This is a genomic window from Nocardia sp. NPDC005978, assembly GCF_040614455.1.
Taxonomy (GTDB): domain Bacteria; phylum Actinomycetota; class Actinomycetes; order Mycobacteriales; family Mycobacteriaceae; genus Nocardia.
In genome coordinates this window covers 158296-180246 of sequence record NZ_JBEXUS010000003.1, presented here as the reverse complement: position 1 = coordinate 180246, position 21951 = coordinate 158296, and the positions used below count along the sequence as shown (strand labels likewise).

Sequence of the window (21951 nt, the reverse complement as noted above, 5' to 3'; positions counted from 1 at the left end):
TGCTCTTCATTTCTGTGCTAAGTCCCCCGCTCCCCCCCACGGAGCGAGCGACTTCGCCTGTACCGGACTAACTTCCGGTGACCGTCAGATAGATCAGCGCGACGTTCAGCGCCGAGATGACGGCCGCCACCAGCCAAGCCAGCGCCGTGGTGAGGCGGCGATTCACGTCCGCGCCCATGAGGTTCCGGTCGGCGGTGAAGCGCACCAGCGGGATCAGGGCGAACGGGATGCCGAAGGACAGCACCACCTGCGACACGATGAGCGCGCGCGTGGGATCGACGCCCAGGGCCAGGATCACCAGGGCCGGAATGAGGGTGACCACGCGGCGCACCAGCAGCGGGATCCGGCGGCGCAGCAGGCCCTGCATGATCATCGCGCCGGCGTACGCGCCGACCGAGGTCGAGGCCAGGCCCGAGGCGAGCAGGCCGACCGCGAGCAGCAATCCGGCTGCGGGACCGAGGGTTTGGGTCACCGCCGCGTGCGCGTCCTCGAGGGAGTCCACGCCCTCGCGCCCGCGCAGGGTGCTCGCGGCCATGAGCAGCATGGCCAGGTTCACCGCGCCCGCCAGCAGCATGGCCAGGCCCACGTCGTACCGGGTGATGCGCAGCAGCCGGGCACGGGCGGGACCCGGCTCGGGTGAACCGTGCCGGTCCCGGGCCAGTCCCGAGTGCAGGTACACGGCGTGCGGCATGACGGTCGCGCCGATCATGGCGGCGGCCAGCAGCACGCTCTCGGTGCCGTCGAAGCGCGGCACCAGTCCCCCGATGGTGCCCGAAACCGAAGGGGGCGAGATGAATACCGAGGCCAGGAAGCCGATGGCGATGACGGCCAGCATGCCGATGATGATGCGTTCGAAGGGCCGCTGCCCGCGCCGGTTCTGCACCGCCAGCAGCGCCAGCGACACCACCCCGGTGATCAGCCCGCCCAGCAGCAGCGGCAGTCCGAACAGCAGGTTCAGCGCGATGGCGCCGCCCACGACCTCGGCGAGATCGGTTGCCATCGCGACGGTCTCGGCCTGCGCCCAGTAGGCCAGGCGCACCCGGCGACTCGCCCGGTCGCGCACGGCCTCGGGCAGCGACATGCCGGTGACCAAACCCAGCTTGGCCGACAGGAACTGCACCAGCCCCGCCATGACGTTGGCCATGACGATGACCCACACCAGCAGATACCCGAACTTCGCGCCGGCGCTGATGTTCGAGGCCACGTTGCCCGGATCGACGTAGGCGATGGCGGCGACGAACGCCGGGCCGAGCAGCACGGCGGCCGATCTGCCGCGCTGCAACCGGGTGCGGCGCTCGGCCTGCCTGATCTCCACCCCAGGAGTTTACGGTGAACCAAACTTTTTGTTGAGTCAGCCCCATAAAACCGGGCCACCCGTCGCGTTATGGCAGGTCGGCGAACCCCGCGAACGAATTCGACCGCCCGCCCGAAGGCGAACGGTCGAAAGGACACCGCAGGTTACGTAGCCAGACCCTCACGGCGACGCGCGACGCCGAAGAGGATGCACCCGGATCAGACGCAGGCACCGTACGAGGACCGCTCCCCGCCACGTCATGCAAAGGCGACAACTGATCTCGCGAGATCGGGGTAACTCCCCGGGTACGCCCAGAACCGGTGCCGTGCCCGACCGCACCACGCGTGCGAATCAGGCAACGGCTCCCGAGCCGGGCGCTGAATATTCGGGGAGGCGGGACAGCTAGAGCCCCAGGCCGCGGGCGAGCACCGGCCACGAGTTGATGAACTCGTCGTTCCAGTACCCCCACGAGTGGGTGCCGCTGTTGCGGAAGTTGTACGTCGCCGGAATGTTCAGCGAGTCCAGCTTGGTCTTGAGGTTCGCGGTGCAGTAGTTGGTGCCCGCCTCGATGACGCCGCCGATGACGAGCTGGTTCACCAGGCCGTAGCTGCCCGGCAGGGTGTACGGGCCGTTGAGCCCGTCCCACTGGCCCGGCAGGCCGTTGCCGGTGGAGATGTAAAGGTCGGTGCCGCGCAGCTTCTCGGCGTTGACGACCGGGTCGTTCTCGGCCCAGGCCGGGGAGTTCTCGGGGCCGAACATGTTCTCCAGCTTGCCGCCGCCCCAGGTCTCGACGGTCAGGCGCATGAACTCGCGGCCCACCGGATCGGCGAACTGGGCGCAGCCGCTGTAGGCGGCCGCGGCACGGAACAGGCCGGGCTTGGCCTCGGGCAGCGAGAGGACGGTGGTGCCGGAGGTGGAGATGCCGGCGACCGCGTTCACGCCGTTGGTGCCGAGGGCGCCGTCGACCAGCGGCGGCAGTTCCTCGGTGAAGAAGGTCTGCCACTTGTTGCGGCCGAGCGTGGGATCGTCCTGCTGCCAGTCCATGTAGTAGGACCACTTGCCGCCGATCGGCTGCACGACATTGACGTTCTTGTCGGCGAGGAAGCCGTTGACGATATTGGTCTTCTTCACCCAGGAGGCGTCGTCCTGACCGCCGCCCGCGCCGTTGAGCAGGTAGAGGGTCGGGCGCGGTTCGGAGGTGTCGGCGGGCCGCTGCACATCGACGGGGAAGGTGGCGTCCATGGCCGCGGAGTAGACGTACAGCCGGATGTTGCGGCCGTCCTTCATCTCCGCCTTGGTGATCTTCGACCCGTCCGGCGCCACCGGATCCGCGAGCAGCTTCTTGTTGTCGATGATCGGATCAGCAGCGGCGGTGGGGATGCCGACACCGGCCACCAGGCCGGTGAGTACTGCCGTCGCGGCCATGAAAGCGGCGGTGCGGGCACCGCGCTTGCGACTTGTAAGCCGATTGCGGACATGTCGACGAATCAATGTTCACACCTTCACTATCGGTTCGTGTGCCGGTAGATCTACCCCGCATTCGGGTTCTCGACCGGATGGCTCCGGCCGGACTCGCAGCGCATACGGGCCTCGGGTGGAGACCCTACGGGCTAACCGTTGGTGACGGTAGCCGATGCGCTACGAATTGACCGCGCGTCCATGTTCGGCAAGTCCGCCCAGTGCCTGAACCCAGCCCTCCACGAGCTTCTTGATCTGCTCCAGGTCCAGCACCGCACCGGCGAAATCGAACCGGGCGACCAGGCCGTCCTGGGTCGTGTCGACGGTGACGTCCAGGTACAGATCGTCGGCGACCGGTTCCGGGTACACCCGGGCGGGTCGCAGATCGCGATAGCGGAAGCCGATGCGGCCCACCGGGAGCGCGGCCGCCTCGGCGGCGGTGTCGGGATTCAGGTGCCGCAGCAGCCCGAAGCCGACGCCCTGCGAGGGCACCTCGCGGCAGCGGTCGCGGATCTGCTCGATGACCGATCCGGCGGCGGCGCCGCCCCGGCGTACCTCGGCGTAGTCCACGCCGGCCAGGCGCAGGGCGAACGGGTACTCGGTGCTGAACGCGCCGACGGTGCGATGACCGGCCCGGTCGCCGGGGACGCGGCCGTCGGCGACCAGCCGGACCACCGAACCGATGGCGTGCCGGGCGGATTCGACGCTGTCGTCCAGCAGGGCGACCGCGAGGGCGCCGAGCAGGACCTCGTCGATGGTGGCGTGGTAGCGGCGGGCGACGGTGTCCACCGCGGCCGCGCCTTCGCCGGTGATCGAGACCGACACGCGGCCGCGGCCGACGGGGCCGTCGTCGCCGCCGAGCGCCTGCTCGAGATCCATACCCGGTTCGGCGCCGGCCAGTGTGGCCTGCCACCACGGCAATTCGTCGAGGGTGTCCGGTTCGGCGGCACGGTCGGCGAGAGCGGCGGCGATGCCGAGCGGGTGCGCGTCGGCGCTGGGCGGGGTGGCGTGACCGCCGGACCAGGAGGCGGTGAGGTCCTCGATGACGGTGCGCCACGAGGTGTCGTCCACCACGAGTCCGTTGGCGACCACGACCAGCACCGCGGCCGGCCGGTCACCGGCGTCGACGCTCGGATCCGCTTCGGCGCCCGCCATGAGCACGAAGCGAATGTTGCGGCCCTTCTCCGGGTCCATCTCCGCGGCGGCCGCGTGGATCACCGCTTCGATGGGGTCCCCGACGGCTTCGACCGACGGATCCAGCTGCCACACCACCGCGTCCCCGCGGCTGGGAGCGGCCGGAATGTCCATGGCGACGGCGTCGCCGTCCCGGCGCAGGCGCGACCACAGCGCCGGATGCCGTTCCAGCAGCCCGGCGACCGAACGCCGGACCCGGGTGCCGGACACATCGGCCGCGATGTCGAGCGTGATGGCCCGCACCCACAGCCCCGAGGGCTCCACCTCGAGCAGGCTGACCGCGCCCGCCGGGAGGGCGGAGACCTTGCCTACCGCGGAGAGCCGGGGGACGGGGGTGGAATCCGCCTGCGGGACAGGCGAATCGCCGGCGGCGGGAGCTTCGGCGGCGGCAGCGTGTGCTGCGGCAGCTTCCACATCCTCGGCCGCGGCGGGCGCACCCTCGTCGTTGGCGGCAGCAGCCGCGTTGGCAGTAGCGGCAGCGGCGTCAGCGGCATCGTCGTTGGCGGCAGCAACATTGGCAACAGCGTCGTCGTTGGCGACAGCACCGACATCAGCGCCGCCGGCGGTCGAGTCGGCGAAGCCCGGCCCGAAACCGGCCGCCGCCTCGGCGGTCCGGTCCGCGCGGTGCGTGAAGTCCTCGGTGTGCGGCGGGGCGCTCGGCTCACCGAAGCCCGAGAACGCCTTGTCCACGGAAGGTTCCGGTACCGGCTCCGCGTCCACGGGCGGTCCGAAGACCCCGGCCGAGGGGCTCACCGCGGCCGCGAAGTTCTCCCCCGCCGACCGCACCGGGTCGCCCGCGTCCGCCTTGTAGGCGTCGGCCAAGGCGCGGTGGTCGACCTCGGCGTGTGGCTCGTCGTGGGTGTCGCCGAAACGTGAAGCGCCGGTGGCGTGTTCGTCGGGGACGGCCGAGTAGGCCAGGCCGCCGGTGCGCCACGCTGTGTCGTCCGTGCCGGAATCCGAGCGGTAGGCGTCGGCGAGCGCACGGTCCGCGTCGGCGGCGGGCCGCTCGGCCTCGTCGCCGAATCGCGCGGGCAGCTCGCTGCCCGCCGAGCCGGTGGAGTCGCCCTGCGAGCCTGCGCGATACGCGTCGGCCAGCGCACGGTGGTCGATCTCGTCGGCCGAGTCGTCGAACCGCGCGGGCGCGTCGTTCCCGGCTGCGTCTCCCGATCCGCCCGGCCCGGCCGCTTCCGGCCGGCCGGGCAGCGAGATGCCTTCGTCCAGGGCCGAATACGCCAGTCCTCCGGCGCGCCAGGCGGCATCCTCCGCCGACACGTCCGCCTTGTAGGCGTCCGCCAGCGCTCGGTTCGCGGCAGTATTGGGAGCCTCGCCGGCGTCATCGCCGAAGCTCCCGGCATCAGCGGGCTCATCCTCGGGCACAGCCGAGTACGCCTGCCAACTGACATCCGGCCCGACCGCGTCGGCCTTGTACGCCTCGGCCAGCGCGCGGTTGGCCGCGGTGCTCGGCCCGACGTCGGCGAACCGAGCCGCGGGATCCTGATCCACCTGCGCGGCACCGGTTTCGGCGGGCGTAGCCGCCCCGAACCGATAGGCGTCGGCCAACGCACGCTCATCCGCCGCGCTGGGGGCCTGCGCATCGGAATCCTCGTCACCGAAACGCGCCGCAGGACCGGCAACGGAGCCACGCGATCCGAACACGGCCTCGCCGCCGGGCCGCCGGTGCTCATCCGCTCCGGCCTCCGCCGCGTCCGAGAAGCGCGGCACGCCGGTGGATTCCGCCGGAGCGGCTGCACCCGAGCGGTACGCGTCGGCCAAAGCACGCTCATCTGCCGCGCTGGGAGCCTGCGCATCGGAATCCGCATCACCGAAACGCGGCGCGGCAGCGGATTCCATCGGGGCGGCGGCGCCGGACCGATAGGCGTCGGCCAAAGCACGCTCGTCCGCCGCACTGGGAGCCTGCGCATCGGAATCCGCGTCAGCGAAACGCGGCGCGGAATCGGCAGAGGAGGCGCGAGAGCCGAAAGCCTCGGCACCGCGAGGTAGCGGGCGCTCGGCCTCGACGGCATCTGGGAACCGTGGCGCGGCAGCGGATTCCGCCGGCGCGGCTGCGGCGTCACCGAAACGACCCGCGGAACCCGCGGAAGAACCACGGGAACCGAAGGGTTCGGCACCGCCGGGCCGCGGGGGCTCGCCCGAGCCGCCGTCGGCGGTGTCGGTGAAGACCGGCACGACGGTTGTTGTTTCCGCCGGAGTGGCCGCGCCGAATCGGTACGCGTCGGCCAGGGCGCGCTCGTCCGCCGGGTTCGGGGGCTGCGCATCGGACGCCGGATCGTCGAAACGAGGTGCGGCGCCGGCGGAGGAGGTCCGGGATCCGGCGGCCGTATCGCCGCCGGGGTACCGGAGCTCGGCCGGGCCGCCCGCTGCGGCGTCTGTGACGCGCTGCGCGGCAGGGGCTTCCGCCGACCGGGACGTAGCGGGCTCGGCGTCGCGGGAGGCATCTGCCAGGGGGCGTTCGTCCGTCGTGCCGGGGGATATCGCGGCCGCGCCGGGTTCGTCCGTGCGGGGGCGGGAGACCCGGGGAGCGAAGTCGGGCCCGAGGGTGGAGGGGTCGACCGCGCGGAGTTTGACGCTGGTCGGGGGGCCGTCCGACTTGATCACGGGCAACACCTGAGTGGTAGCCCAGTCCTCGTTGTTGTCAGCGAAATTCGTACTCGGGGAAGCGGATTCGGCGGATCTCGAGGATCTCGGCTCCGTCCGCGGGGGTAGGTCGCGGCGGGCGGTGACCGGCGAGGCCGGGCGGTCGCCGGACCGGGCCGGAGCGGCCGGGCCGGCACCGGATAGACCCGAGGCTGCCGGACTGTCGCCGGGCAGACCCGAGCCGCCACGGCCACCGGGTACGCCCGGTGCGGCAGCGGCGTCACCGGGCAGACCCGTGGCGGCGGACCGGTTACCAGCTGAGCCGGGAGTAGCAGCGCGGCCGTCAGCCGAGCCCGGCGAACGGTCGCCCAACGGACCCGATCCGGCAGAACGATCACCGGACAGGCCGGAACCGGCGGAACGATCGCGCGGCAGACCCGATTCGGCAAAACGATCGCCCGGCAGACCGGAACCTGCAGAACGATCACCCGACAGACCTGTTGCGCCGGTTGCGGTTTCACTGCGGCGGGGAGTCACCGGGGGCAGCACCCCGAACTCGGTGCGCAGGACCGGGGGTGCGTCGGCCGCGGCCTTGCGAGCGCGGGCCAGCTGCTCGAGGTCGAACTCGTCGGCGGGAGCCGTGTGGTCCAGGTACTCGAGTTCCCAGTCCACCGTGGGCAGGGCGGCGTTGCCGTTGCGGGCCCGGGGCGCGGCGTACCAGCGCACCAGGTCGCCGGTGCGGAGCATGCGGGAGCCGGGGGCGCCCCACGGGTTGGCCACGAAGCGCACAGCGGTGGTGGCGCGGCGCGCGTGGTAGCCGCGGGCCAGGGCCGGACCGGTGAGGTACAGCTCGCCGGGGACGCCGGGCGGCACGGGGTTGAGGCGCTCGTCCAGGATCAGCGCGGACAGGCCGTTGACCGGATGGCCGAGGGTCAGGTGCCGGCCGGGTGCGGGCTCGGCCAGGGCGGCCACGACGGTGGCCTCGGCCGAGCCGTGCAGCTGCCGGTAGGCGCGCTCGGGCCGCTGCCACGAGCCGACCAGTTCCGGCGTGCTGTGCCCGCGCACCGCGACCAGGCGCAATCCGGGCAGGGTGCCCGGCTCCAGGGTCTCGGCGACGCGCGGGGTGAGCAGGGCATGGGTGACCTGCTCGGCGCGAATGACATCGGCCAGCGCCGCACCGTCGGCGGCGGCGGCCGGCGCGATGACCAGGGTGGCCCCGATCTCGAAGGCCGACAGCCATTCCAGGACCGACAGATCGTCGGCGGGGCTGCCCGCGTGCAGCACCCGGCTGCCGGAGTCCAGGCCGAACCGGCGCACGACCGATTCGAGCAGGCCCTGCGCACCGGCGTGCGTCACGACCACACCGCGGGTTCCCGCGGTGTACACGACATAGGCGGGATGGTCCGCGCGCAGCGGCGCGTTGCGATCGGCGTCGGTCACCGGATCGGTGGCCTCGGCCACGCACCGCGCGTCGGTGTCGGCGTCGTCGAGGCACAGCCATTCGACCGTGGCCGGCAGCACCGGCAGGAACGCCTTGACCGTGATGCCCACGGTGGCACCGGATTCGGTGATCCGCCGGGCGGCCGACGCGGCATCGGTGGGATCGACCGGCACGTACGCGCCACCGGACTTGGCGACCGCGAGCACCGCGGCCACGGCCTCGAACGAGCGCGGGAACGCCACGGCGACCAGGCTTTCCGGCGCCACCCCGCGATCGATGAGCACCCGCGCCAGCTGCGAGGAGTAGTCGTCGAATTCCCCGTAGGTCAGCGAATGCCCGCGGTAGCGCACCGCGACGCGGTCCCGGCCCAGACGCGCGCCGGCGGCCAGCAGATCCGGCAGCAGCCGGGTGACCGGCGCCGAATCGGTGACCCGGGTGAGCAATTCGTACTCGTCGTCGCCGAGCAGCGGCAGATCGCCGATCGGCGTCTCGGAGCTGGTGACCACGGCCGCGAGCAGCCGCACGAAGCGGTACGCGAACACGTCCACGGTCTCGTCGTCGAACAGGTCCCGCGCGAAACTCAGCGTGGCGAACAGCCCGGCGTCGTGATCGGTGCGCTCGCGAATGCTCAGCGCGAGATCGGTCGCGGTGTACTCGATTCCGGAATCGAGTGTGCTGACCCGCAATCCGGGCAGCTCGAACTCGGTCTGCGCGGGCCGCTGGAAGGACAGCGCGACCTGCGCGGCCCCGACCGGCAGTTCGGCCTGGGCGAACGCCTCGGCCTGGGCGTCCCCGGCCCGCGCGAGCAGCTGCGCGAACTTCAGGTGGCCTTCGACCCGGGTGCGCAGCACCACGGTATTGGCGTAAACGCCGACCGAGTCGTGCAATCCGGCCGCGTCCCGCCCGGTGACGGGGGTGCCGATGGCGATGTCCTCGGTCCCGGACAGCCGGGCCAGGAACAACGCCAGCGCGGTGTGCACCACGGAGAACAGCGTGGTGCCGTGCTGGCGGGCGATGCGATCGAGGCCGCGGTGGATGGCGGCGTTGACGGGGAACCGCACGCTGCCGCCGCGATGACTGGGCGTCGCGGGACGCGGCCGGTCGCCGGGCAGTCGCAGGTCGGCGAATCGCCGGGTGTCCGTGCGCAATCCGGTGTGATCCACCGAGCGCATGGGCAGCGGCGCCCACTGCGGGGCGGCGCCGGTGGTCCGGGACTCGTACGCGGTCACCAGATCTCGCACCAGCGGCCCGACCGAGCCCTCGTCGGCGCTGATCGCGTGCACGACCAGGCCGAGCACGTGCTCGATCTCGCCGCCCAGATCCACGCGGAAGAGCTCCGCCCGCAAGGGCAGTTCGGCGGCCACGTCGAACCGCCGGGTGAGCAGCCGTTCCAGCCGGTCAGGCAGGGTGTCGACGTCGATCAGCTCGGGGGTGACCTTCGGCGCGATCTGCACCCCGGGCAGCACCCGCTGATACACCTCGCCGTCGACCACCGGGTACAGGGTGCGCAGCGACTCGTGCCGCCGCACCACGTCCCCGAGGGCCTGTTCGAGGGCTCCGGCGTCGAGCTCACCGGTGAAGCGCAGCACGACGGGCAGGTTGTCGACCGCCGATCGCTCGCGGGACCAGATGCGCTGCTGGGCCGGGGATACCGGAACTCGCACGGTTTCCTCCGATTCGCCGCGTTCTCGGTCGGCGCGTTCGATGAGCTCCGCCAGCTTCGGTCCGATTTCGGCGAAGGCTTCGGCGGTCGTCATGAGCTGATGTCGTGTCTCGACAGAGTATTCACCGATGGGCCCGGTGACGTACGGTCGCCAGTCCGCGGCCGAATGCGGTTGTCCCGCGCCGTCCGGGCCGAATGTGGCCCGGAACAGGTCCAGGCTGCCGTCGAGTACGGCGTGGCGGTACTCGGAGCCGAGTTCCATGCTGCGCACCGCACCGCGATAGATCTGCCGGAAGCGTTCGAGCGTGAGCACCGCGAGGTCGACGGGGATGGCCGCGTGCACCGCGGCCAGCGCTTCGCCGTCCAGGTTCAGCAGATCGCCGTCCGGGAACGCGTCGGGGCCCACGCCGACCTGCGCGAGTTCGTCGAGCAGCGAACTGCGGAAATCGGTGAACTCCGATTCCGGGTAGGAGTCGAGAATGGCGAGCAGGTCGACGGTCTGGCCGTCGGCTCGCAGTTCGGTCGCGATGGCGTGCGCCAGGATGCCGCCGAGCGAGTAGCCGAGCAGCCGGTACGGCCCCTCCGGCTGGACGGCCCGGATCTCGGCGACGTAGCGGCGCGCGACCTCGCCCAGCGTGGCCGGGTCGTAGCCGGGTTCGGTGAGCGCGGGCGACTGCAGACCCAGGATGGGCTGGTCGTCGGGCAGGAACCTCGTCAGCCCCGCGTAGCACCAGGACATGCCCGCCATGGGCGGCGCGCAGAACAGCGGTGTCCGGGTGCCGGTGCCGCGAATGGGCAGCACGACCTGCAGGCCCGCTTCGGAGTTCTCGTCGTAGTCGCGTTCACCCGCGAGCGCGGCGACGATCTGCCCGGCGATCCCGCCAACGCTCGGATCGGTGAAGAACCACGCGACCATGACCTGGGCGCCGGTGAGGGTGCGCAGGCGGCTGACCACCTGGGTGGCCAGCAGCGAATTGCCGCCGAGGCCGAAGAAGTCGTCGTCGAGCCCGACCCGTTCGACGCCGAGCGTGTCGCCGAAGACGTCGGCGACCGTCTGCTCCAACGGCGTTCCGGGCGCGCGGTATTCGCGGGCCGCCACCTCGGGCCGGGGCAGCGCCTTGCGATCGAGCTTGCCGTTGACGTTGAGCGGCAACGCGTCCAGCACCACGAAGGCCGCGGGCACCATGTACGAGGGCAGGGCGGCCGACAGCGCCGACTTCACCCGCGCCACATCGATATCCGTGCCGACGAGGTAGGCGATGAGCCGGTCCCCGGTCCGCGCGTCGGAGGTGGCCAGCACCGCGGTCCGATCGACTTCCGGCAGCGCGAGCAGCGCGGCCTCGATCTCGCCGAGTTCGATGCGGAAGCCGCGAATCTTGACCTGGAAGTCGGTGCGGCCGCGATAGTCCAGCTCGCCGTTGCGGTTCCAGGCCACCAGGTCGCCGGTCCGGTACATCCGGGCGCCCGGGGCGCCGAAGGGATCGGCCACGAACCGATCCGCGGTGAGGTCCGGCCTGGCGAAGTAGCCGCGCGCCAATTGCGCTCCGGCCAGGTACAACTCGCCCGACACTCCGGCCGGGACCGGCCGCAGCCGCGAATCCAGCACGTAGGCGCGGCTGTTCCATTCGGGCGCGCCGATGGAGACCGACACCTGATCGCCGGAGTTCACCCGGTGACTGGTGATGGACACCGCGGCCTCGGTGGGGCCGTACAGGTTGAACAGCTCAACCTGCGGGAAGGTGGTGCGGTAGCGCTGGGCCAGCGCACCGGGCAGCGCCTCGCCGATGGCGAGTACCCGGCGCAGCGCACCGGCGCCCGCGGTGGCGGCGTCGGCCAGCAGCGCGTCCAGCATGGACGGCACGACGTGCAGGGTGGTGACCTGCTCGCGACGCATGAGCTCGTTCAGGTAGGCGGGATCGCGATGCCCGTCCGGCCCGGCGATGACGAGCTGTCCCCCGCAGACCGCGGCGGACCAGAACTCCCAGACCGACAGGTCGAAGGTGGCCGCGGTCTTGAGCAGCACCGCGTCGTCGGAACCGAGCGCGAATTCGTCCGTCTTCCAGAGCAATTGGTTGACGATGGCCGCGTGCGGCACCGCCACGCCCTTGGGCCTGCCGGTGGAGCCGGAGGTGAAGATGACGTAGGCGGTGTGCTCGGGCAGCAGGGTCCCGGACCGGTCCGCGTCCGAAATCGGGTCGCTCGCAACGGCTTCGAGATCCAGCTCGTCGATCCGCAGCACCGGCGCGAGGTCGGTGCGGAAGTCGGCGTCCGCGTTCGTCAGCACGCAGATCGGCGCGGCGGTCTCCAGGATGTACCCGGTCCGTTCGGCGGCCTGGTCCGGATCCACGGGCACGTACGCGCCGCCGGCCAGGGTGACCGCGTACATGGCCACGACCAGATCGGCCGAGCGCCGCAGCGCCAGCGCGACCCGCGTTTCGGGGCCCACCCCGGCCGAGATCAGGTACCGGGCCAGGCGATTGACCCGCTCCCCCAGTTCGGCGTAGGTCAGATCCGAGCCGGTGGCGTCCTCGAACAGGGCGATGGCCGACCCGTGCCGGGCGATGCTCCCGGTCAGCAGCGCGGCCAGCGTCGCCGTCGAATCCGTCTCGTGCGCGGTGGCATTGGCGTCGCGCACCAGGTGGTCGTACTCGGTGCGGGTCAGCAGTTCGTAGTCGCCGACCGCGCCGCCCGGGTTCGCCACGACGGCGTCGAGCAGGCGCATGAAGCGATCCGCGAAGCCCTGCACCGTGGCGCGATCGAACATGTCGGCCGCGTAGGTGACCAGGCCCGTGATGCCCGCCGCCGCGCCCGCTTCGTCGTGCGAGTCGGAGATGAGGAAATGCAGATCGAACTGCGACAGTTCGGTGTCCACCGCGACCGGCGCGACCGTGAGTCCGGGCAGTTCCAGTCCTGCCTGGGCAAGATTCTGGAACGACAGGCCCACCTGGAACAGCGGATGCCGGGCGGTCGAGCGCACCGGGTTGAGCACCTCGACCAGCCGCTCGAAGGGCACATCCGCGTTGGCGAAGGCCGCGAGGTCGGTGGTGCGCTGGCGGGCGAGCAGGTCGGTGAACGCGGCGCCCGCGTCGACCCGGGTCCGGAAGACGAGCGTGTTGACGAACATGCCGACCAGGTCGTCCAGAACCGCTTCGCCGCGGCCCGCGATGGGGGTGCCGACCGCGATGTCGTCGGTGCCGGAGAGCCGGGCCAGCAGCACGGCGAGCGCGGTGTGCACGACCATGAACAGGGTCGCGCCCTCGGCCCGCGCCAGATCCAGCAGGGCCTGATGGGTGCGCGGGTCGACGCGGAGTTCGGCCGTGCCGCCGGTGAAGGACTGCACCGGCGGGCGCGGGCGATCGGTGGGCAGATCCAGCTGGTCGGGCAGGCCGTCCAGGGCCTGCTTCCAGTAGGCGATCTGCTGCGCCGCGGGCGATTCCGGATCGTCCTCGCGGCCCAGGACCTCGCGCTGCCACAGCGAGTAGTCGGCGTACTGCACCGCGAGCGGTTGCCATCCGGGCGCCGCGCCGGCCGTGCGCGCGGCGTAGGCGAGCATGAGGTCGCGGGTCAGCGGACCCAGCGACCACCCGTCGGAACTGATGTGATGCGCCACCATCACGAAGACGTGCTCCGCCTCGCGGGAGGCGGTGTCGATGTGGAAGAGCTTGGTGCGCAACGGAACTTCGGTGGTCACATCGAACGGGCGCAGGAACAGCCCGCCCACGCGCTCCAGCACGTCGGCCGATTCGATGGTCTCCGGTGCGAGATCGGGGGCGACCCGCCCGACCGGCAGCACGACCTGATGCCCCACCCCGTCGATCTCGGGGTAGACCGTGCGCAGCGTCTCGTGCCGGGCCACCACATCGGTGACCGCGAGCCGCAGGGCCTCGACGTCGAGTTCCCCGATGAGTCGCAGGGCCACCGGCAGGTTGTAGGCGACCGAGGCGTTGTCGAGCTGATTGAGGAACCACATGCGCTGCTGCGCCATGGACAGCGGAATGTTCTCCGGGCGTTCTACGGCCGTCAGCGGCCGCCGGGCCCCGGTTCCGCGATGCTGCTCCACGCGCACCGCCAGGGCGCTCACGGAGGAGGCTTCGAACAGCGCGCGCACCGGCACCTGGATATCGAGCGCCGCGCCGAGGCGGGCCGCGACCTGGGTGGCGATGAGCGAGTTGCCGCCGAGCTCGAAGAAGTCGTCGTCGGCGCCGACCCGGTCCAGTCCGAGCAGATCGGCGAAGACGCCCGCCACGGTTTCCTCGACCGGTGTTGCCGGAGCGCGGAATTCCCGGGCCTCGAAGACCGGTTCGGGCAGCGCCTTGCGATCGAGCTTGCCGCTGGTGTTGAGCGGGAACTCCGTCAGCGTCACCACGGACGCCGGAATCATGTACGCGGGCAGGGTTTCGGCGACCCCGGCGAGCAGCGCGCGGCTGTCGACGACCTGTCCGGGCGCGGGCACCACGTACGCGACGAGCTGATCGCCGAGCGCGGTGGGCACCACCAGCGCCGCGGCCTGGCTGACCGAAGGCTGCGCCAGCAACGCGGTCTCGATGTCACCGAGCTCGATGCGCTGACCGCGGAACTTCACCTGGAAATCGGTGCGGCCGATGTACTCCAGCCGCTGCGACTCCCCGGCGGGCTCACGCCACACCACCAGGTCACCGGTGCGGTACATACGCTGCCCCGGCTCGAAGGGGTTGGCCACGAAGCGATCCGAGGACAGATCGGGACGGCGCACGTAGCCGCGCGCCAGCTGATCACCGGCGAGATACAGTTCGCCCGCCACGCCCACGGGAACCGGGCGCAAACGCGAATCCAGCACGTAGACACGGCTGTTCCACTGCGGAATACCGATCGGCGCGGTCCGGGTGTCGGCAGCGGTCACCTGCCAGTAGGTGATCGACACCGCGGCCTCGGTCGGACCGTACAGGTTGTGCACCGCGATATCGCCGAGTTCACGCACCGCGGCCGCGGTCTCCGGCGGCAACGCCTCACCGATCACGAACACATCGCGCAACGTCGGCAGCGAACCCGCGGGAGTGTGCGCGGCGAACACCGTCAGCATGGACGGCACGAAGTCGGTGACCGTCACCCCTTGCGCGGCAATGGTGTTCGCGATGTAGGTGGTGTCGCGATGACCGTCGTGGCTGGCGACGACCAGCTTCGAGCCCACCCGCAGCGGCATGAAGTAGCCCCACAGCGACACATCGAACGTCGTCGCGGTCTTCTGGAAATACACATCCGCAGCCCCCATCGGGTACTCGGCCAGCATCCACTCGATCTGATTGTCGATGGCCGCGTGCGTGACCGCGACACCCTTCGGGCGACCGGTCGAGCCCGAGGTGAAGATGACATACGCGGTGTTCGAGCCGCGCAGCGGGCCGAGCCGTTCCGCGGCGGCGATGGGCGTGCCCGGGTAGCCGGACAGGTCCTCGCGATCGATGTCCAGCACCAGCCGGTCACCCGCGTCGAAACCGTCACGGCTGGTGGACAGTACGCACACCGGTTCCGCGGTATCGAGCACGTGCCCGATGCGCTCGGCCGGATGATCGGGATCCAGCGGCACGTACGCGCCACCGGCCTCGAGCACCGCGTACATCGCCACCACGAGATCGACCGAACGCCGGATGCCCAGGGCCACCAGCGATTCCGGTCCGACCCCGGCCGCGATGAGGCGCCGGGCCAGCCTGTTCACCCGTCCGGCGAACTCGCCGTAGGACAGACTCGTCCCGCCGGACACGACGGCGGGCGCGTCGGGGGTGCGCCGGGCCTGGGCCACGAAGGGCGCGGTCAGCGTCGTACCGTGCAGCGCGGCCGCGGTCGCGTTCCAGTCGGTGAGCAGGCGCTGACGCTCGTCGACCGCGAGCAGGTCGAAATCGCCGACGGGCAGCTCCGGGTGCGCCGCGACCGCGACGAGCACGCGGCGGAAGCGATCGGCGAAACTCTGCACGGTCGATTCGTCGAAAAGGTCGGTGGCGTAGGTGAAGATCGCGGTGAGCCCGGTGGGCTCGCCCGCGTCGCCGGTCTGCTCCACCATCGAGAGCTGCAGGTCGAACTTGGCCAGCGGTACATCCAGATCGACCGCAGCCACCGCCAGGCCCGGCAGATCCAGCTCGGCCTTGGCCATGTTCTGGAACTGCAGCATGGTCTGGAACAACGGGTGCCGCGCCTGCGAACGCGCCGGATCCAGCAGTTCCACCAGGCGTTCGAACGGCACGTCCGCGTGCCCGAAGCCCTCGATGTCGCCACGCCGCACCGTGTCCAGCAGCGTGCCGAAGCTGACCGCGGGGTCGATGTCGGTGCGCAGCACCAGGGTGTTCACGAACATGCCGATGAGGCCGTCGAGTTCGGCCTCGCCGCGGCCGGCCACCGGGGTTCCGATGGCGATGTCGCGGGATCCGGACAGCCGGGCCAGCAGCACCGCGAAGGCGGCGTGCACGACCATGAACAACGTCGAATTGTGTTCCTGCGCGGTCGTGCTCAGCGCGCGATGCACGTGGCGGTCGATGTCGAAAACCAGTGTCGCGCCGCGACCGGTGGCGACCGCGGGCCGGGGCCGGTCGGCGGGCAGATCCAATTGGTCGGGCAGCCCGGACAATTCCGCGCGCCAGTACGCGACCTGCTGCGCCAGTGACGAATTCGGGTCGTCCTCGGCGCCGAGAGCTTCGCGCTGCCACAGCGCGTAGTCGGCGTACTGCACCGGCAGCGGCTCCCACCGCGGCGCCTCGCCCTGGATCCGATCGAAATAGGCGGTCATGAGATCGCGTGTGAGCGGGCCCATGGAGAAGCCGTCACCGGCGATGTGGTGCACGACCGCGACCAGCACGTGCTCGGTCTCGCTCAGCCGCAGCAGTCGCATGCGCAGCGGCGGCGCGGCCGTCACGTCGAAGCCCGCCATCGCATCGGCCGCGATCAGGGCCTCCAGCTCGCCCGCGGCCACATCGGTGACCGGCAACTGGGGCAGGGCCAGCGGATCGGTGACGGGCAGCACCAGCTGGTAGCCCTCGCCGTCGATTTCGGCGTAGCGCGTGCGCAGGACCTCGTGCCGCTCCACCACGTCCCGCAGCGCGGCACGCAGGGCCGCGGCGTCGAGCGCACCGGTGAGCCGGACCACGAACGGCAGGTTGTTCACGCCGCTCTCTGGATCGAACCGGTTGAGGAACCACATGCGCTGCTGCGCGTACGACAGCGGCACCCGGTCCGGGCGCGGCATGGGCCGCAGCGGCTGCGCGGCAGCGGAATCCGCGTGCTCGGCCAGATGGGCCGCCAGCTGCGCCACGCTCGGCGCGGTGAACAGCGCTCGCACCGGCACCCGGCCGCCGACCGCCGCGCCGAGCCTGGCCACGACCTGGGTGGCGCTGAGCGAGTTGCCGCCGAGTTCGAAGAATTCGTCGTCCGCGCCGACGCGCTCCAGGCCGAGCACGGCCGCGAACACCTCGGCCACGGTGTTCTCCAGCGCCGTGGCGGGCGCGCGGTAGGCGCGGGCCTGGAACTCCGGCTCCGGCAGGGCTTTACGGTCGAGTTTGCCGCTGGCGTTGAGCGGCATGGCGTCCAGGCGCACGATCGCCGCGGGGACCATGTACGACGGCAGCGCCTCGCGGGCGGGCGCGAGCAGCGCGGCGTCCGCGGGGTCGGCGCCCGGTTCGAGGACCACGTAGGCGACCAGTCGATCGCCGCCCGCGCCGCGCACCAGCGACACCGCGGCCCGGTGCACGTCCGGGTGCGCGAGCAGGACGGTCTCGATCTCGCCCAGCTCGATGCGCTGACCGCGCAGCTTCACCTGGAAGTCACTGCGCCCCAGGTACTCCAGGGCTTTCCCGGTCCAGCGCACCACGTCGCCGGTGCGGTAGAGCCGCTGCCCGTCGGTGTGGGCGACGAAGCGCTCGGCGGTGAGGGCGGGCGCGCCGAGGTAACCGCGCGCCAACTGCACACCCGCGACGTAGAGTTCACCGGCCGCGCCGACGGGCACCGGCCGCAGCTGGCGATCCAGCACGTGCACAAAGGTATTGGCGACCGGGCTGCCGATCGGCACCGCGAGTCCGGTGATCTCGCGCGCCGGATGGGCGGTGACCACGGTGGCCTCGGCCGGGCCGTACCAGTTCAGCAGGGCGGTGCCGGGCAGCCGGTCCGCGCATTTGGCGGCGGTCTCGGCGGTCAGCGCCTCACCGGCGGCGAAAATGCGCCGCAGCGACGGGAATCCGGCGCCGGTGGCGCCGTCCAGGAAGGCGTCCAGCATCGACGGCACGAAGTGCACCGTGCCCACGCCGTAGGCGTCGATGACCCGGGCCAGGTAGGCGGGATCGCGATGGCCGTCCGGCTCGGCGACGACCACGGCCGCGCCGGTCTGCAACGGCCAGAACAGTTCCCAGGTGGAGATGTCGAAGGTGATGGGGGTCTTGTGCAGCACCACGTCACCGGGGCCGTGCGGGTATTCGCGCTGCGCCCAGCGGAACTGGTTCGCCATCTGCCGGTGCGTGATCATCACGCCCTTGGGACGGCCGGTCGAGCCGGAGGTGTAGATGACGTACGCGGCGTTGTCCGGGTGCACCTGCGCGGCGGCGGCGACCACCGGGACCGAGCTGCCCGAGGTCAGCGCCTCGAGATAGAAGAGCGGTGTGCCCGAGGCGGTTTCGAACTCCTCGGCCCGGCGGGTGAGCACGCAGACCGGTGCGGCGCTGTCGAGCACGTACTCGTTGCGCTCGGCCGGATGGTCCGGGTCGACCGGCACGTACGCGCCCCCGGCGCGCAGCACCGCGTACACCGCGACGACGAGATCGATACTGCGCCGCAGCGCCACGGCCACCCGCGATTCGGGCCCGACCCCGCGCAGGCGCAGTTCCTCGGCCAGCACCCGCGAGCGCGCGTCGAGTTCGGCGTAGCTCAGCGTGGTGTCTCCGAAGATGACCGCGGTGGCCTCGGGGGTCTTCGCGACCTGCGTGTCGAACAGCGACAGCAGCGTCGAATCGTCCAGCAGCTCGGCGACTTCGGTGTCGTTGATCGCGGCCAGCGCGGTGCGCTCGCCGGCGGTGAGCGCGTCCACGTCCGCGACGCGCGCGGTGGGTTCGGCGCCGAATCGGGTCAGCAGCAGCGACAGTCGCTGCGCGAGCGTCTCGGCGGCGGCCTCGTCGTACACGTCGCGCAGGTACTTGACCTGGATGAGCAGCTTGTCGGCCCCGGGCAGCACCATGATCGTGACCGGGTAGTGCGTGCCGTTGACCATCTGGGTGCCGAGCAGATCGACGCCCGCCACCGGCGCGGCGGCCTCGGCCAGCTTCTCGCTGTCCACCGGGAACGAGGAGAAGACCACCAGCGAGTCGAAAAGTCCTTCGACGCCGACGATGTCCTGAATATCGCTCAGACCCAGGTAGTGATGCTCGAGCAGCGCGGCCTGCTCCCGCTGCAGTTGCCGCAGCAGTCCGGCCAGGGTGTCCTGCGCCCGCAGCCGCACGCGCACCGGAATGGCGTTCAGGAACAGCCCGACCATGGACTCGATGCCCGCGAGCTGCGGCGGGCGACCGGAGACCGTCGCGCCGAAGACCACGTCGTCGCGGTCGGTGCTGCGGCCGATGAGCAGACCCCAGGCGGCCTGCACGATGGTGTTGACGGTGACGCTCGCCTCGGCCGCGACCCGGGCCAGGGCGGCCGTATCCGCCACCGGCAGTTCGAATTCGACCTGCCCGATGCCGTCGGTGATCACGCGGGAGCGGTCGCCGGGCGCCAGCGGGGTGGGCTCGGTGATCCCCGCGAGCGCGGTCCGCCACGCCTCGTCCGCGGCCGTCCGGTCCTGGCCCGCGAGCCAGCCCAGGTAGTCCCGGTACGGGCGGGCGGGCGGCAGGTCCGCCGCCGCGTCGCCGAGCGCGTAGAAGGTGAACATGTCCTGCATCAGCAGGGGCATGGACCAGCCGTCGATCAGAATGTGATGGCTGGCGACGACGACGCGGTAGGCGTCGGCCGCGGTGCGGATGAGAGTGAACCGCAGCAGCGGCGCGGCCGCCATGTCGAAGTGGTCCGCGAGGTCGTCGGCGAGGATCCGGGCGGTCTCGGCGGCAGCGGCCTCGGCCGGCAGTTCGCCGAGATCGACGTAGCGCCAGGGCACTTCGAGGCCGTCGACGACGACCTGGACCGGATTACCGTCCCCGTCCTCGGCGAAGGCGGCGCGCAGATTCTGATGTCGGTCCAGGACCGCCTGCGCCGCGGCGTGCAGTCGCTCGATGTCGACCCCGCCGCCGATGTCCACGGTGAACTGGGTCATGTACGCGTCGACCGAGGACTCGGCCAGCAGCGCGTGGAAGAGCATGCCGGACTGCAGCGGGGTCAGCGGCCAGACCTCGGCGAGGCCGGGGTACTCGCGACGCAGTCGTTCCAGATCGGCCGCCGTGGGTTCGGGCAGCGCCGCCGGCACGAAATCCGGTTCGGCCCCGGCCTCTTCGGCGATCAGCGCGAGTTCGGCCAGCGTCCGGTTCTCGAAAAGATCCTTGGGTTTGAACGCCACACCCTGCGCACGAGCCCGCGAGACGATCTGGATGGAGGTGATGCTGTCCACGCCGAGCGTGAAGAAGTCGTCGTCCAGGCCGACGCGCTCGACCTTGAGCACCGCGGCGATGATGTCGGAAATAGTCTGCTGCACCGCGGTTTCCGGGGCCCGGAACTCGTTGACCGGCAGTTCGGGTTCGGGCAGCGCGGTGCGATCCAGCTTGCCGACCGGGGTCAGCGGGATCTCGTCCAGCACCATCACCGCGGCGGGCACCATGTGGCCCGGCAGCGTACGTGCGGCCAGGTCGGCGAGCTCGGCGACGTTCACGACGGCGCCGGGCGCGGGATGCACGTAGGACACCAGAACCGTGGCCCGGCCCGCGATCTCGTGTCCGACCGTCACGGCGAAGTCGACGCTCTCGTGCCCTGCGAGCACCGCGTCGATTTCCTCGAGCTCGATCCGCAGACCGCGGATCTTCACCTGGAAGTCGTTGCGCCCGAGGTATTCCAGCTCGCCACCGGCCGTCCAGCGCACCAGGTCGCCGGTGCGGTACAGCCGAGAACCGCTCTCCTCGAAGGGATTCGCCACGAACCGCGCGGCGGTGAGATCCGGCCGCCGATGGTAGCCGCGGGCCAGCAGCGCCCCGGCCACGTACAGTTCGCCCGCCACGCCCTCCGGGACCGGGCGCAACCGCTCGTCCAGCACGTGCGCGGTCGCGCCGCGGATGGCGGCGCCGATGGTCACCGGCCGATCCGGCGTCAGCTCGGCGCAGTTGGTCCAGATGGTGGTCTCGGTCGGGCCGTATCCGTTGAGCAGGCGGCGCTCGCCGTCCGCGATCGGCGCCACCCAGCGCCGCACCAGTTCGGGCGGGCACGCCTCACCCGCCGCCAGCACCACACGCAGTGCGTCCAGGCCGCTCGGATCGATGGAGGCCAGCACCGACGGCGTGATCACCGCGTGGCTGACCGCCTCGCGCGCGAGCAGCGCGCCCAGATCCTCACCGCCGTAGACCTCCGGCGCGGCGACGACCAGGGTGGCCGCCGATCCGACCGCCATCAGCAATTCGAAGACCGAGGCGTCGAAGGACGGCGACGCCACGTGCAGGACGCGGGATTCGGCGGTGATCCGGAACCGCTCGCGCTGCTCCTCGCAGAGGCCGGCGAGGCCCGCGTGGGTGACCAGAACGCCCTTGGGCAGGCCGGTGGAACCGGAGGTGTAGATGGCGTAGGCCGGATGCTCGGCGCGCAGCGGGCGCACCCGGTCGGTGTTGGTCACCGGTTCGGCCGAGAACGCCTGACCGAGGTCGGCGAACTCGGGGGTGTCGAGCTCGAGCCAGGTCAGCGTGTCCGGCAGCGCCGCGCGCCGGGCCGCGACGGTCAACCCGAGGACCGCCCGGGAATCGGACACCATGTGCAGAACGCGATCGGCGGGGTAGTTCGGATCCACGGGGACGAATCCGGCGCCGGACTTGGCGACCGCCCAGATCGCGACGATCGACTCCACCGACCGCGGAACGGCGATCGCGACCAGATCCTCCGGCCCGACGCCGCGATCGATCAGCACGCGCGCGAGGCGGGTGGAACGCTCGTCGAGTTCGGCGTAGCTCAACCGGGCGAGGGTGGCGGCGCCATCGGCCAGCACGAGGGCGGTACCGGCCGGCTCCGCCTCGACGGCGGTGGCCATGAGCTGCGGCAGCGTGGGAATCCGCGGCCGACGGGTGCGGGTGGGCCGGACCCGAGCGGTGCGGGTCATGCGCACACCGCCCCGGTCTCGTAGTGCCGGTCCCCGACCACCCGAATCATAAAGATGTTCCTCATCCTGTCCGTCGTTACTGCGCC

The 21951-nt window shown here is 71.4% G+C and carries 3 protein-coding genes; all 3 read right to left on the bottom strand.

From position 1 onward, the window contains the following. Positions 1–67: 67 nt before the first annotated feature. The 3 genes from ABZ319_RS02675 to ABZ319_RS02665 all read right to left on the bottom strand — a co-directional run bounded on the left by ABZ319_RS02675 (position 68) and on the right by ABZ319_RS02665 (position 21865). Positions 68–1315 (bottom strand): Nramp family divalent metal transporter, encoded by a 1248-nt coding sequence (locus tag ABZ319_RS02675; protein WP_354984539.1) that lies wholly within the window; start codon positions 1313–1315, stop codon positions 68–70. Positions 1316–1696: 381 nt separating this feature from the next. Continuing rightward, the gene (locus ABZ319_RS02670) at positions 1697–2719 is read right to left on the bottom strand and encodes an alpha/beta hydrolase family protein (RefSeq protein WP_354984538.1); all 1023 of its coding nucleotides are present in this window, start codon (positions 2717–2719) and stop codon (positions 1697–1699) included. A 213-nt stretch (positions 2720–2932) separates the two neighbouring features. Then, the gene (locus ABZ319_RS02665; protein WP_354984537.1) at positions 2933–21865 is read right to left on the bottom strand and encodes an amino acid adenylation domain-containing protein; all 18933 of its coding nucleotides are present in this window, start codon (positions 21863–21865) and stop codon (positions 2933–2935) included. Between the last annotated feature and the right edge of the window lie 86 nt (positions 21866–21951).

What these genes read in the sequence shown, in the direction of transcription:
- ABZ319_RS02670 (WP_354984538.1), bottom strand. Translation starts at nt 2,719, where the DNA reads ATGGCCGCGACGGCAGTACTCACCGGCCTGGTGGCCGGTGTCGGCATC.
- ABZ319_RS02665 (WP_354984537.1), bottom strand. Translation starts at nt 21,865, where the DNA reads ATGACCCGCACCGCTCGGGTCCGGCCCACCCGCACCCGTCGGCCGCGG.